This window comes from Streptacidiphilus albus JL83, from assembly GCF_000744705.1.
Taxonomy (GTDB): Bacteria; Actinomycetota; Actinomycetes; order Streptomycetales; family Streptomycetaceae; genus Streptacidiphilus; species Streptacidiphilus albus.
Map to the genome: position 1 here is coordinate 4,953,967 of NZ_JQML01000001.1, position 14,562 is coordinate 4,968,528.

General features: G+C 72.0%; 9 protein-coding genes and 1 pseudogene. 9 read left to right on the forward strand and 1 reads right to left on the reverse strand.

The window, feature by feature from the left end:
- Window positions 1–151: 151 nt before the first annotated feature.
- The 9 genes and pseudogenes from BS75_RS44600 (at window position 152) to cydD (ending at window position 13,739) form a co-directional block, all read left to right on the forward strand.
- The gene (locus tag BS75_RS44600) at window positions 152–1,612 is read left to right on the forward strand and encodes an efflux RND transporter periplasmic adaptor subunit (protein ID WP_052440049.1); all 1,461 of its coding nucleotides are present in this window, start codon (window positions 152–154) and stop codon (window positions 1,610–1,612) included.
- A complete protein-coding gene (locus BS75_RS21515; protein ID WP_081982496.1) occupies window positions 1,609–2,520 on the forward strand; it encodes an ABC transporter ATP-binding protein in 912 nt (303 codons plus the stop codon). The genes BS75_RS44600 and BS75_RS21515 overlap by 4 nt, the downstream gene beginning before the upstream one ends.
- Window positions 2,517–3,731, forward strand: a complete 1,215-nt coding sequence (locus BS75_RS21520; RefSeq protein WP_034089422.1) for an ABC transporter permease — start codon at window positions 2,517–2,519, stop codon at window positions 3,729–3,731. Before BS75_RS21515 ends, BS75_RS21520 begins: the two co-directional genes overlap by 4 nt.
- A gap of 31 nt (window positions 3,732–3,762) precedes the next feature.
- Complete coding sequence (locus tag BS75_RS44605; RefSeq protein WP_052069592.1) at window positions 3,763–4,524, forward strand: hypothetical protein; 762 nt, start codon at window positions 3,763–3,765, stop codon at window positions 4,522–4,524.
- Between the two features lie 100 nt (window positions 4,525–4,624).
- Complete coding sequence (locus BS75_RS21530; RefSeq protein ID WP_034089423.1) at window positions 4,625–5,353, forward strand: response regulator transcription factor; 729 nt, start codon at window positions 4,625–4,627, stop codon at window positions 5,351–5,353.
- A gap of 1 nt (window position 5,354) precedes the next feature.
- Window positions 5,355–6,851 carry a HAMP domain-containing sensor histidine kinase gene (locus BS75_RS21535; RefSeq protein ID WP_231607853.1) on the forward strand — a complete coding sequence of 499 codons (1,497 nt, stop codon included), beginning with the start codon at window positions 5,355–5,357 and terminating at the stop codon, window positions 6,849–6,851.
- A 279-nt stretch (window positions 6,852–7,130) separates the two neighbouring features.
- Window positions 7,131–8,708: a cytochrome ubiquinol oxidase subunit I gene (locus BS75_RS21540; protein WP_034089424.1), complete on the forward strand. Its 1,578-nt coding sequence runs from the start codon at window positions 7,131–7,133 to the stop codon at window positions 8,706–8,708.
- A gap of 43 nt (window positions 8,709–8,751) precedes the next feature.
- Complete coding sequence (cydB, locus tag BS75_RS21545; RefSeq protein ID WP_034089425.1) at window positions 8,752–9,762, forward strand: cytochrome d ubiquinol oxidase subunit II; 1,011 nt, start codon at window positions 8,752–8,754, stop codon at window positions 9,760–9,762.
- A gap of 17 nt (window positions 9,763–9,779) precedes the next feature.
- Window positions 9,780–13,739 (forward strand): annotated as a pseudogene (gene cydD / locus BS75_RS52270) (thiol reductant ABC exporter subunit CydD).
- Here the strand turns inward: cydD and BS75_RS21555 are convergent.
- The gene (locus tag BS75_RS21555; protein WP_034089426.1) at window positions 13,733–14,437 is read right to left on the reverse strand and encodes a hypothetical protein; all 705 of its coding nucleotides are present in this window, start codon (window positions 14,435–14,437) and stop codon (window positions 13,733–13,735) included. The pseudogene cydD and the gene BS75_RS21555 sit on opposite strands and share 7 nt — an antisense overlap.
- Window positions 14,438–14,562: the final 125 nt, after the last annotated feature.

Below are 14,562 nucleotides of genomic sequence, written 5' to 3' on the forward strand. Positions count from 1 at the left end.
GGGAACTCCCAGATGTGTGTCAGGCTCCGGTAGGTCGGCCGGTTCAGGCTGTGGCGCTATGAAGGTGCTTCCACGGCGGCGCAGGGCCGTCCTGTTGAATTCCGTACTCGGCCTTGTGCTGGTGGCGGGCGCAGGTGCCGCGTATGCGGCGGTGAACGAGGGCAGTACCACCGCCAAGACCACGGTGAAGACGGCGACCGTCGCCCAGGGCACGGTCACGGCCCAGGTCTCCGGCTCCGGCTCGCTGGTGTCCCCGTCCAACGCCGGCGTCAGCTTCGTCACCGGCGGCACGCTGACCGAGGTCGACGTCGCCCCGGGCGACAAGGTCACGGCCGGTGAGGTACTGGCGAAGGTCGACCCGACGAGCGCCAACGAGACGCTCAGCACCGACCAGGCCACGCTCGCCTCGGCCCAGGCCAACCTGACCAGTGTGGAGGAGGGCAACGCCTCGGTCTCCGCCGCTTCGGGCAACTCCGGCGGCAACGGCGGCAATGGCGGCAACGGCGGTTCGGGCAACTCCGGCGGTAACAGCGGCAACGGCGGTTCGGGCAACACGACGCCCACCACCTCGGCCTCCTACAGCCGCTCGCCCAGCCCCGGCGCCTCCGCCAAGCCGAGCGCCTCGCCCACGGGCCACCGCTCCGGCGGTCCCAAGCCCACTGCCACGGCCAGCGCGTCCGGCAGTTCCTCGAACTCGACCGACGCGGTGCAGGCCCAGCCGGCCTCGTTCGTCGAGGACGCCGCCACCCCGAGCGCCACGCCCACCGTCAACCCGGTGCAGCTGGCCGACGCCGAGGAGCAGGTCACCGAGGCCCAGAACGCGGTCGACGCGGCCCAGCGCGCGGTGGCCGGCACGGTCATCACCGCGCCGGTCAGCGGCACGGTCGCCTCGGTCGCCGGCGCGGTCGGCCAGACCGTCTCCGGCTCCGGCGGTTCCAGCACGGCCGGCGGCTCCGGCGGCGGCAACTCCGGGGGCAGCGGCTCCTCCTCCTCTTCCTCTTCCTCCACCTCCGGCACCCCGACCGGCTTCGTGGTGATCACCAACCCCACCGGGATGGAGGTCAGCGCGGACTTCTCCGAGGCCGACGCACTCAAGCTGCAGGCCGGACAGTCCGCCACGGTCAGCCTGAACGCGGTGTCCGGCAGCACGCTCGACGCCAAGGTGCTGTCCATCAGCTCGCTGCCGGTGAGCTCCTCCGGCTCCTCCTCCGGCTCCAGCGCGGTGCAGTACGCGGCGCTGCTGGCCATCACCAGCGACACCACCAACCTGCGTACCGGCCTCAGCGCCAGCGTCCAGGTGACCACCGGTGAGGCGGACAACGCGCTCTACGTGCCGACCACCGCGATCACCGGCACCGGTGCCGCCAGCACCGTCACCATCCAGAGCGCCGACGGCACCACCACCCGGCAGAACGTGGTCGTCGGGGTCCAGGGCAACACCGACGTGCAGATCGTCAGTGGGCTGACGCTCGGTCAGAAGGTCGTGCTGACGGTGGTCTCGGCCGGCGGCAGCAACGGCTTCCCGAGCGGCGGGTTCCCCGGCGGTGCCGGTGGCGGGCGCGCCGGTGGCGGCGGCGTCGGCAGCGGCCTGACCGGGGGTGGCCGAGGATGAGCCACGCCCTGCCGGCCCTGCGCCGGCGCGCAGCCGCGGCCGAGGCGGCCACTGCGGTCGAGTCCGGCGGTCGGCCGGGCCGGCCGGCGGGCGGCCCGGTCCCGGTGATCACCGTGCAGCGGCTGGTCAAGTCCTACGGCGAGGGCGAGGCGGCGGTCCACGCGCTGTCCGGCCCGCTGGACTCCCGGGGCGAGCCGCACGGCGTCGACCTCAGCATCCATGTCGGCGACTTCGTGGCGATCATGGGTAGTTCCGGTTCGGGCAAGTCGACGCTGATGAACATCCTGGGCTGCCTGGACGCGCCGACCTCGGGTCGGTACCTGCTGGACGGGATCGATGTCGGTGGTCTGGACGAGCACCAGTTGTCGTTGGTGCGGAACCGCAAGATCGGGTTCATCTTCCAGTCGTTCAACCTGGTGCCGCGGACCACGGCGATCGCCCAGGTCGAGCTTCCGCTCGCCTATGCGGGGGTGAAGGCCGCGGAGCGGCGGCGGCGGGCGCTGGCGGCGCTGACCCTGGTCGGCCTGGCCGACCGGGCGGACCACCGTCCCAACGAGCTCTCGGGTGGCCAGCAGCAGCGCGTCGCTGTGGCCCGCGCGCTGGTCACCGCCCCGGCGATGCTGCTGGCGGACGAGCCGACCGGCAACCTGGACACCCGCTCCACCGACGACGTACTGGCGATCGTCGACCGGTTGAACGCCTCCGGCCGAACCGTCGTCCTGATCACCCACGAGGACGAGGTCGCCCGGCACGCCAAGCGGATCGTCCGGCTGGTCGACGGCCGGGTGCAGTCCGACGTCCGGCAGGCACCGGTCGTCGGCCCGCCGCCGGCGCTGCTCGACCCCGACCTCTTCGCCGAGAACTCCCTGCACGTCCAGGGACAGGCACAGATTGGAGTCCAGGGGTGAACCCGCTCCAGACACTGCGCTTCGCCGTCGGCGGACTCGCGGCCAACAAGGTCCGTTCCGGGCTGACCATGCTCGGCATCCTGATCGGCGTCGCCGCCGTCATCCTGCTGCTCGCCGTCGGCAACGGCTCCGAGCAGGCCGTGGTGAACTCCATCGACGCGCTGGGCACCAACTCGCTCACGGTGACCTCCGGGACCTCCTCGGCGACCTCCACCGCGACCGCCATCCAGCCGCTGACGGTGGCCGACGCCAAGGCGCTGGCCGACACGGCCCAGGCGCCGGACATCGCCGGCGTCGCCCCCGAGGTCACCACCTCGCAGACGGCCATCTACAACGGCGTCTCGCACAGCGTCAGTTCGGTGATCGGCACCTACCCGGCCTACTTCGAGGCGTCCAACAGCAAGGTCACCACCGGTGACTACTTCAGCGACGAGGACGTCCTCAACTCCCGCAAGGTGTGCGTGATCGGCTCCACCACCGCGACCGACCTGTTCGGCACGGCCAGCCCGATCGGCAAGACGATCACCCTCGGCGGGACCCCGTTCACCGTGGTCGGCGAGCTGGCCACCAAGGGCTCCAGCTCCAGCAGCTTCAACGACCCCGACGACACGATCATCGCGCCGCTGCCGGCCGTGCAGAACGCCTTCACCGGCTTCGGCTCGCTCAGCCAGATCCTGGTGGAGGCCACCTCGGCCTCCACCACCACCCAGGCGACCAACGAGATCACCACGATCCTGATGGGCACCCACGACATCACCAGCGCCTCGGCCGTCGACTTCCGGGTCAGCAGCCAGACCACGCTGCTCGCCACCCGCTCCTCCAGCACCCAGACCCTGACCGTCCTGCTCGGCACGGTGGCGGCGATCTCGCTGCTGGTCGGCGGGATCGGGATCACCAACATCATGCTGGTGACGGTGACCGAGCGGACCCGGGAGATCGGCATCCGCAAGGCCATCGGCGCGCCCAAGGGCGTCATCCTGGGCCAGTTCCTGGCCGAGTCGACCCTGTTGTCACTGATCGGCGGTGGACTGGGGGTCGTCGCGGCACTCATCGGAGCGCACTTCACCATCGTCGGCATCAAGCCGGTGGTGATTCCGGAGTCCGTCTACGGCGCCTTCGGCATCGCCGTCGCCATCGGCCTGTTCTTCGGCAGCTACCCCGCCAACCGCGCGGCCAGCCTGCGCCCGATCGACGCGCTGCGCCATGAGTGACAGCTACCAACTTCCCAGGGAGGATGCGGACATGGCCGCACGCCGTACCGATCTCGTCCAGGCCGACCCGGATTCGTCCGGGCGCGGGGTCGAACTCGCCAAGACCACCGACCACAACTCCTTCGTCCCCGGCCTGCGGGCCGACGAGGGAGAGGCGCCCGAGCTGCTGGACGCCACCCAGGAGCTCTTCTCCGCCGGGCAGAGCCCGGAGGACATCCTGGCCGAGCCCCCGGACGCCCGGGACATCGCGGCCGAGCTGTCCGCGCCGCCGCGCCGCAAGCTGCCCTGGCTGACGCTGATCCTGGCCGCCGGGGTGATCGCGGCCGGCTCCTTCTGGGGCGGCGCCATGGTCCAGAAGAACAGCGGCTCCTCCAGCAGCGGCACCGCGGCCTCCTTCGCGGCCCGTTTCCGCTCCGGTGCCGCGGGCGGCGCCGCGGGCGGTGCCACGGGCGGCGCCGCCGCCGGGGGCTTCGGCCGCGCCGGGGGCACCGGGGGCGGCAGCGCCTCCGGCACCGGCTCCACGACCGGGACGGTGAAGCTGATCGACGGCTCCACCATCTATGTCACGGACAGTTCCGGGAATATCGTGAAGGTCACCACCGGCAGCTCCACCTCGGTCAGCATCGCGTCGACCGGTACCGTCAGCCAGCTCCAGCCGGGGCAGACGGTCACCGTCCGGGGCGCCACCGACTCCTCCGGCGACCTGGCGGCGACCAGTGTCACCGAGGGCGCCAGTGCCGCCGGCAGCGGTGGCGGGTTCGGCGGCGGCGGCTTCGGTGGCGGGGCCGGCTGACGCACAGCAGCTCCTCATCCGATCCTCATGTCGGACGCGTACCTTCCACTGGCACCCTCCGTCTCCCTTCCGCTCTCCCTTCCTTCCGGGGCCGCTCATCATGGACACCACCGAGGCCAGCCTGCTGGTCGTCGACGACGAACCCAACATCCGGGAACTGCTGTCCGCGTCACTGCGGTTCGCGGGCTTCCGCGTGTCCTCCGCCGCCTCCGGGGCGGAGGCCGTCACCGCAGTGGCCCGGGACCGGCCGGACCTGGTAGTGCTGGACGTGATGCTGCCCGACATGGACGGCTTCGCAGTGGTCCGGCGGCTGCGTGACGAGTCCAACCCCGCGGTCAGGGGTGCGGAGCGGGACCGGATCCCGGTGATCTTCCTGACCGCCAAGGACGGGGTGGACGACAAGATCAGCGGACTGACCGCGGGCGGCGACGACTACGTCACCAAGCCCTTCAGCCTGGAGGAGCTGATCGCCCGGATCCGGGCGATCCTCCGCCGGACCGGCGGTGTCGTCGACGACGACCACCTGGTCGTCGCGGACCTGGAACTGGACCCGGTCGGACACCAGGTCCACCGGGGCGGACGCCCGGTGTCGCTTTCGCCCACCGAGTTCAAGCTGCTTGAGTACCTGATGAACAACACCGGCCGGGTGGTGTCGAAGATGCAGATCCTCGACCACGTCTGGGCCTACGACTTCGGCGGCGACCTCAGCATCGTCGAGTCCTACATCTCCTACCTGCGCCGCAAGGTCGACTCGGGCGCCGACGGCAGCCCCAAGCTGATCCACACGGTCCGGGGCATCGGCTACGTCCTCCGCCGCCCGGCGGCCTAGGGTGCCGAACGGGGTCCTGGGCGCGGCGCGGCGGCGGGTGGCGCGCTTCTTCCGGCGGCTGCGCCGGGTGCGCTTCTCGTCGTTCTCGCTGCGCAGCCGGCTGCTGTGCCTGGCCGTGGCCCTGGTCGCGGTCGGGCTGACGGTCAGCGACGCCCTGGTGCTGACCACCGTCCAGCCCAAGCTGGTCAGCCGGGCCGACAGCCAGCTGGAGCGGTTCGCCAAGGCGGTCGCCCATTCCCAGGGGCGGATGCTGCTGGGCGGCGGGCCGGGCGGCTGGGGGATGGCGCCGCAGTACATCGCCGGCGTCGTCCAGGCGTCCGGTGCCGGTACCACGACCGTCTGGTACCCGGACTCGGCCACGGCGGGGATGCCGCGCCCCCAGCTCTCCGCCTACACCGTCGCCGAGCTGCACAGCCACACGGTGGATCCGATCACCGTGCCCAGCGTCGGCAGTACCCACAGCTGGCGCGTTCTCGCCGTGACCGGTTCGGACCCCAGCGCGGTGGTCGTGGTAGCGGTCTCGCTGGACGAGACCAACGCCACCGTCGGCAATCTGGTCGAGGGCTTCTGGGCGATCGGCGGAGGCGTACTACTGCTGATCATCCTGATCGGCTGGTTCGCGGTCCGGACCGGGCTCAGGCCGTTGCAGCAGATCGAGACCACGGCCACCGAGATCGCGGCTGGCCATCCGCTGTCGCACCGGATGCCGGAGGCCTCGCACCGGACCGAGGTCGGCCGGATGTCCAGCTCGCTCAACTCGATGCTGGAGCAGATCGAGTCGGCGTTCGCGGCCCGTGCCGCCTCCGAGGCCCGGATGCGCTCCTTCGTCGCCGACGCCAGCCACGAGCTGCGCACCCCGCTGGCCGGGATCCGCGGCTTCGCGGAGCTCTACCGGATGGGCGCGCTGAGCGAGGAAGCCGACATCAAGCGCACCATGGCGCGGATCGAGAGCGAGGCCGTCCGGATGGGCGGCCTGGTCGAGGACCTGCTGATGCTGGCCCGGCTGGACGAGCAGCGGCCGATCGAGCTGGCCCCGATGGACCTGCGCACCCTGGCCGCCGACGCGCTGCACGACACCACCGCGCTGGACCCGACCCGCCCGGTCTCGCTCACCGGTCCCGGTGGCACGACCGCGCCGGGCGCGGCGCTGGTCCTCGGCGACGAGGCCCGGCTGCGCCAGGTGGTGACCAACCTGGTCGGCAACGCCGTCCGGCACACCCCGCCCGGCACCCCGGTCCGGATCGGCGTCGGGATGGTCGACGGACGCGGCGTGATCGAGGTCGCCGACCAGGGACCGGGGCTGACCCCGGAGCAGTCGGCCCGGGTGTTCGAGCGCTTCTACCGGGTGGACGCCTCCCGCAGCCGCCAGGAGGGCGGCGGCGCCGGTCTCGGCCTGGCCATCGTCTCCGCGCTGGTCGCCGCCCACCGGGGCGACGTCCAGGTCGAGAGCGCCCCCGGCCGGGGCGCGGTCTTCCGGGTCCTCATCCCCACGGGGTAACCCCAGGTCGCAGCGCCATTGCAGAACGGTTGCCGGTCCGCCCACGCGGACCGGCAACTGTCTTTTGCGCCTGCGATCTGTCCGATGATGTCGGAATTGCTGTAAATAAGGCGATCTGACGACCCCTCCCGTGTGGTGAAGGCCACGCGCGTTGTGGCGAATCATGTGCGAAGCGTGCGCGAGAATATCTTGTGAAAGTGTTCACATTCACGAGCACGAGCTTTGCGTGCCCGCGTGGTGACTTAGGCATGAACACGCACAGACAGCGGAGGCGGCGACGTGTACCTCGCACTGGCTTCGGACACGGTGGCTCGGTGGCAGTTCGGCATCACCACCGTCTACCACTACCTCTTCGTTCCGCTCACCATCGCGCTGGCCGCCATCACCGCTGGTCTGGAGACCGGATACGTCCGGACCGGCAAGGTGAAGTACTTCCACGCCACCAAGTTCTGGGGCAAGCTCTTCCTGATCAACATGGCCCTGGGCGTCGCCACCGGCATCGTCCAGGAGTTCCAGTTCGGGATGAACTGGTCGGAGTACTCCCGCTTCGTCGGCGACGTCTTCGGCGCCCCGCTGGCGATGGAGGCGCTGATCGCCTTCTTCTTCGAGTCCACCTTCATCGGGCTCTGGATCTTCGGCTGGGACCGGCTGCCGAAGAAGCTCCACTGCGCCTGCATGTGGATGGTCGCCATCGGCACCCTGCTGTCGGCCTACTTCATCCTCGCCGCCAACTCCTGGATGCAGCACCCGGTCGGCTACCACGTGAACCCCGCCACCGGTAAGGCGCAGCTGACCAGCATCAGCGCGGTGCTGTTCCAGGACACCACCGTGGTGGTGGTGACGCACACCCTGGTCGCGGCCTTCCTCACCGGAGCGGCCTTCGTGGTCGGCATCTCCAGCTACCACCTGTGGAAGGCCCGGCAGGCGCAGGCCAAGGGCGTCGAGGTGAACCGGCCGAAGATCGCCGCGATGCGCACCTCGCTGCGGCTCGGCCTGGTGCTGGCCGTCGTCTCCGGGCTCGGCGTCGCCATCACCGGCGACACCCTGGGCAAGGTCATGTTCGAGCAGCAGCCGATGAAGATGGCCGCCGCCGAGGCGCTCTGGGAGACCAAGGCGCCCGCGCCCTTCTCGGTGTTCGCGATAGGAGACGTCTCCAAGGGCCGGAACGACGTCGAGCTGTCCATCCCCGGCCTGCTCTCCTTCCTCGCCCACAGCGACTTCAGCAGCCCCGTCCCCGGCATCAACCAGACCGCCGCCGCCGAGGCCGCGAAGTACGGCGGCTCCCCCTCCGACTACATCCCGAACGTCTTCGTCACCTTCTGGGGCTTCCGCCTCATGATCGGCTTCGGGATGACCTCCTTCGTCTTCGGCATCGCCGGACTCTGGCTGACCCGCAAGAAGCGCTGGCTGGCGCCGGACCGGCGGAGCGGCGACGACGAGGTCCCGGCACTGATGCTGACGCCCACCCGGGAGCTCGGTCCCTTCCTCACCAAGTGGGGCTGGCGCTGCGGCATCCTCACCCTCGGGTTCCCGCTGATCGCCAACAGCTTCGGCTGGATCTTCACCGAGATGGGCCGTCAGCCCTGGGTCGTCTTCGGCCTGATGAAGACCTCCGCCGCGGTCTCGCCGAACGTGGGCGTCACCGAGCAGATCATCGCGCTCTGCGTCTTCACCCTGCTGTACGCGGTGCTGGCGGTCGTCGAGATCCGGCTGATGGTCACCTACGCCAAGGCCGGACCGGCCACCGACGAACTGCCGCCGGCCACCGACCCGGTCCTGCGCGGACCCGGCTCCTGGCCGGGCACCGGCGACGGGACCGACGAGGACGCCGACAAGCCGCTCGCCTTCGCGTACTGACTGCGTACCTGAGAACGCGCACTGAGATCGTCAGGAGTCACCGATGTCCCTTCCCGATGTCTGGTTCGTCATCATCGCCGTCCTCTGGACCGGCTACTTCTTCCTTGAGGGCTTCGACTTCGGCGTCGGCGTGCTGACCAAGCTGCTCGCCCGCGACGAGCGCGAGCGCCGGGTGCTGATCAACACCATCGGCCCGGTCTGGGACGGCAACGAGGTCTGGCTGCTGACCGCCGGCGGCGCGACCTTCGCGGCCTTCCCCGACTGGTACGCCACCCTGTTCAGCGGCTTCTACTTCCCGCTGCTGGCCATCCTGGTCTGCCTGATCCTGCGGGTGGTCGCCTTCGAGTACCGCGCCAAGCGGGACAGCGAGGCCTGGAAGCGGGGCTGGGAGCACACCATCTTCTGGACCTCGCTGCTGCCGGCCTTCCTCTGGGGCGTGGCCTTCGCCAACATCGTCCACGGCGTGCCGATCAACGCCGACAAGAGCTTCACCGGCACCGTGCTCACCCTGCTCAACCCCTACGCCCTGCTCGGCGGGCTGACCACGCTGGCCCTGTTCACCTTCCACGGCTCGGTCTTCACCTCGCTGAAGACCGTCGGCGACATCCGCGGCCGGGCCCGCACCACCGCCACCTGGACCGGGCTGACCACCGCCGTGCTGGCGCTGGCCTTCCTGAGCTGGACCCAGGTCCACAGCGGCGACAACTGGAGCCTGGCCGCGACGGTGGTCGCCGTGGTCTTCCTGCTGGCGGCACTCGGCTTCATCGTCCGGGGCCGGGAGGGCTGGTCCTTCCTCTGCTCCGGGGTCACCGTGGTCGCGGTCGTGGCCATGCTGTTCCTGTCGCTGTTCCCGGACGTGATGCCGTCCACCACCGACCCGGCCTACAGCCTCACCGTCAGCAACGCCGCCTCCGCGCACTACTCGCTGACCATCATGACCTGGGTGGCCGGCATCGCCACCCCCGTGGTGCTGCTCTACCAGAGCTGGACCTACTGGGTGTTCCGGAAGCGCATCGGCGTCCAGCACATCCCGACCGCCGTCACCGGCCACTGAGCGGGGGCACCGCACCCATGAAGCCCGTCGATCCGCGCCTGCTGCGGCACGCCGCCGCCACCCGCGGCTTCCTGATCGCCTCCGTCCTGCTCGGCCTGGCCGGGGCGCTGCTGGTGGTCGCCCAGGGGGTGCTGGTGGCGAGCCTCGTCGTCGGCTCCTTCCAGCACCACCGCAGCCTGTCCGCGTCGCTGCCGCAGCTGGGGCTGCTGGCGGCGGTCGGGCTGGGCCGGGCGCTGGTCGCCTGGCTGACCGAGCTGGCCGCGCACCGGACCAGCGCGGCGGTGAAGTCGCAGCTGCGCGCGGCGCTGCTGCGCCGGGTCACCGCGCTCGGTCCCGGCGGACTCACCGAGCAGCGCCGCGGCGAGATCGCCACCCTGGCGACCCGGGGCGTGGACGCGCTGGACGACTACTTCGCCCGCTACCTGCCGCAGTTGGCGCTGGCGGTGGTCGTCCCCGGGGTGCTGCTGGCGGTGGTGCTGCGGGCCGACTGGCTGTCCGCGCTCACCCTGGCCGCGACCCTCCCGCTGATCCCGTTGTTCATGGTGCTGATCGGCCTGGCCACGCAGAAGCGGATGGACCGTCAGTGGCGCTCGCTGGCCCGGCTGTCGCACCACTTCCTGGACGTGGTCGAGGGCCTGCCGACGCTGAAGGTCTTCGGCCGGGCCAAGGCCCAGGCGCGGACCATCCGCACGGTCACCGACGACTACCGCAGCAGCACCATGGCCACGCTGCGGCTGGCCTTCGTCTCCTCCTACGCGCTGGAGCTGCTGTCCACGCTGTCGGTGGCACTGGTCGCGGTCAGTATCGGACTGCGGCTGGTGGACGGCGGGATGTCGCTCTACCTGGGGCTGCTGATCCTGGTGCTGGCGCCCGAGGTCTACACCCCGATCCGGCAGGTCGGCACCCACTACCACGCGAGCGTGGAGGGGCTGACGGCGGCGGGAGAGATCTTCGCGGTGCTGGAGACCCCGCTGCCGAGCGTGGGCACCGAGCCCGTCCCGGCCGACCTGACACTGGCCGTCCATGAGTTGACCGTCCGACACCAGGGCCGTACGGTGCCGGCGCTGGCCGGACTGACGCTGGACTTCGCGCCCGGCCGGGTCACCGCGCTCACCGGACCCAGCGGCGCGGGCAAGAGCACCCTGCTGTCGGTGCTGCTCGGGCTGACCGCGCCGACCGGCGGCGGCGTCACCGTCGGCGGGGTACCGCTGGCCCGGCTCGACCCGGCCGCCTGGCACCGGCAGATCGCCTGGCTGCCGCAGCAGCCCGGGCTCTTCGCCGGCAGCATCGCCGACAATGTCCGGCTGCCCCGCCCCGAGGCCGACGACGCCGCGGTGCTCGCGGCGCTGCGCGACGCCGAGGCGCTGGACTTCGTGCTCGCCCTGCCGGACGGCATCCGCACCGAGCTGGGCGAGGGCGGCCGGGGCCTGTCCGGCGGCCAGCGCCAACGGATCGCCCTGGCCCGGGTGTTCCTCGCGGACCGGCCGCTGGTGCTGCTGGACGAGCCGACCGCCAACCTGGACGGTGCGGCCGAGGCCGCGCTCGTCCGCGCCATCGGCCGGCTTGCCCGCCCGTCACCCACCACCACCCTTGCCGGAGACGCTGCGCGTCGCACCTCCCGCCCGTCACCCACCACCACCCTTGCCGGAGACGCTGCGCGTCGCACCTCCCGCCCGTCGCCCACCACCACCCTTGCCGGAGACGCTGCGCGTCGCACCTCCCGCCCGTCGCCCACCACCACCCTTGCCGGAGACGCTGCGCGTCGCACCTCCCGCCCGTCGCCCACCACCACCCTTGCCGGAGACGCTGCGCGTCGCACCTCCCGCCCGTCGCCCACCACCACCCTTGCCGGAGACGCTGCGCGTCGCACCTCCCGCCCGTCGCCCACCACCACCCTTGCCGGAGACGCTGCGCGTCCACCTCCCGCCCGTCGCCCACCACCACCCTTGCCGGAGACGCTGCGCGTCCCACCTCCCGCCCGTCGCCCACCACCACCCTTGCTGGAGACGCTGCGCGTCCCGCTCCTCCCGGCCGGACGGTGATCCTCACCGCGCACCGCCCGGCGCTGCTCGCGCTCGCGGACGAGGTCCACCGGATCCCGCTGCCGGACACCTCCCAGGACGCCCCCGCCGCACCCGCCCCGTGGCCGCCGACCTCCCCGCGCCGCGCCCGCGCAGGCCCGGCCCGCCGAACCGCCGCTGGTGGTCGCCCCGGCCGAGACCCGGCCCCGGCTCGCCGCCGCGACCGTGCTCGGCTCGCTCGCGCTGGGCTGCAGCATCGCGCTGATCGCGCTCTCCGGCTGGCTGATCGCCCGGGCCTCGCAGCAGCCGCCGGTGCTCTACCTGATGATGGCGGTCACCGGTGTCCGGACCTTCGGACTCGGCCGCAGCGCCTTCCGCTACGCCGAGCGGCTGGTGGCCCACAACGCGGTGCTGCGCGCCCTCGGTGCGCTCCGTACCGCCGTCTACATCCGGCTGGAACGGTTGGCGCCCGCAGCGCTCGCCTTCCGCTCCGGGGACCTGCTCTCCCGGCTGGTCGCCGACGTCGACTCGATGCAGGACCACTACCTCCGGCACCGGCTGCCGCTGCGGACCGGCGTCGTCGTCGGCCTGGCCACCGCGCTGGCGATCGGCCTGGTGCTGCCCTCGGCCGGGCTGCTGCTCGGCCTCGGACTGCTGCTCGGGGGCGTGGCCGTCCCGGCCCTGGCGGTGCTGCTCTCGCGGAACGCGGAACGGCGGCAGGCCCCGGTCCGGGGACGGCTGTCCACCCAGGTCGTGGACGTCCTCTCGGGGACGGCCGAGCTGACCGTCGCCGGTGCGCTGCCCGCCCGGCTCGCCGAACTCCGCGCCACCGACGCGGAACTGCGCCGGATCGGCGCCCGCTCGGCGGCGACCGCCGGGATCGGCTCGGGGCTGGTCGCGCTGCTCACCGGACTGACCGTCACCGCGCTGGCCGCCGTGGGCATCGCCGCCACCGACAGCGGCGCCATCCACGGGGTGCTGCTCGCCGTCCTGGTGCTGACCCCGCTGGCCGCCTTCGAGGCCGTCGCCGGACTGCCGATGGCCGCGCAGATCCGGGAGCGCAGCGTGCGGGCCGCGCAGCGCGTCGCCGAGGTCACCGACGCCGCCGAGCCGGTGACCGAGCCGTCCCACCCGTCGCCCGACCACCACCCCCGAGGGAATCGCTCCGCTCTCCCTCCCTTTGCGCTCCCGCTGCCCGCCGACCCCTTCCCGATCCGGGTCCGCGGCCTGGCCGCGAGTTGGCCCGGACGCGAGGAGGCCGCGCTGGCCGGTATCGACCTGGACCTCGCGCCGGGGCGCCGGATCGCCGTCCTCGGCCCCAGCGGCTCCGGCAAGACCACCCTGGCGATGCTGCTGCTGCGGTTCCTGGAGCCGCAGGCGGGCCGGATCACCCTCGGCGGCACCGACGCCGCCGCCCTGGACGGCGACGACGTTCGCCGGGTGGTCGGGATCTGCGCCCAGGACGCCCATGTCTTCGACAGCTCGCTGCGGGAGAACCTGCGGCTGGCCCGCCCCGGCTGCGAGGAGCCCGAGCTGTGGGCGGCGCTGACGGCGGCCCGCCTCGCCGACTGGGCGCGGGGCCTGCCCGAGGGCCTGGACACCATGGTCGGCGAGCACGGTGCGCGGATCTCCGGGGGTCAGCGCCAGCGGCTCGCGCTCGCCCGGGCGCTGCTCGCCGACTTCCCGGCGCTGATCCTGGACGAGCCCGCCGAGCACCTGGACCTGGCCACCGCCGACGCGCTCACCGCCGACCTGCTCGCCGCCACCCGGGACCGGGCCACCCTGCTGATCACCCACCGGCTGGCCGGCCTGGACAGCGTCGACGAGATCCTGGTCCTGGACGCGGGCCGGATCGTCCAGCGCGGCACCTGGTCCGAACTGGTCGCGGCGGACGGCCCGCTGCGGCTGATGTGGGAGCGGGAGCGGCAGGCGGACCTGCTGACGGCGGGTCAGTAGGTCGGGCCGAGGAGCTGGAGCCGACGGACGAGGAGCCGGCGGTGGACGGACAGGCCCACGATCACGACCAGGGCCAGGATCCGCACGCCCTCGGCCAGGAGCAGCGACCGGCGGTAGCTCTCCAGTTGGGCGACGGCGGTGGACGGGTCCAGCGCGGCCAGGTGCGGCTCGAAGAACCCGACCGCCAGGAAGGCCAGGAAAGCGGCGGTCGCCGCCATCGAGCTCCGGTGCAGCCTCACCTGACCGGGGGCGACGCCGTTCCCGGGGGTGAGGGACTGCCGGCGCAGCGCGTTCAGGCTCTGCTGCCCGGCGAGGACGATGTTCAGCATGAAGAGCCAGAACGCGACGGTCATCAGCGAAGAGGAGTTGTGCATCATCCGGCCGAGACTGTCGTCGTGGGCGAGACGGGCCGTCGTGGGGTCCTGCCAGTAGTCGACCCTGGCGGTCAGGTCGAGCGCCGTCAGGACGAACTCGGCTGTGTAGAGCAGCAGGTAGACCGCGCTCACGGCGTCGGTGAACCAGGACCGCTCCTCCACGACCGAGAGTCGGCTCCCGGTCCTTGCCCAGGCCGAGGCGGCCTGGCCCATGGCGACGGTGATCCGCCCGTCCCTCCGGGATTCCGTCGGCGAGACGTCGCAGGAGTGGCCGTCGCCGGGCACGTTGATGTTGGGGACGACGGAGCAGTCTGGGCAGGACATGTCAGGACATTCCTCGGAGAACGGGCAGGCGGATCCGCAGGGCGGCCGCAGCGAGAGGGCGTTCAGGAACGACCAAGGTAGCGGTCCGCCGTCGTGCTGCCTACGGGAGTGTGCGGCGCCGGGGC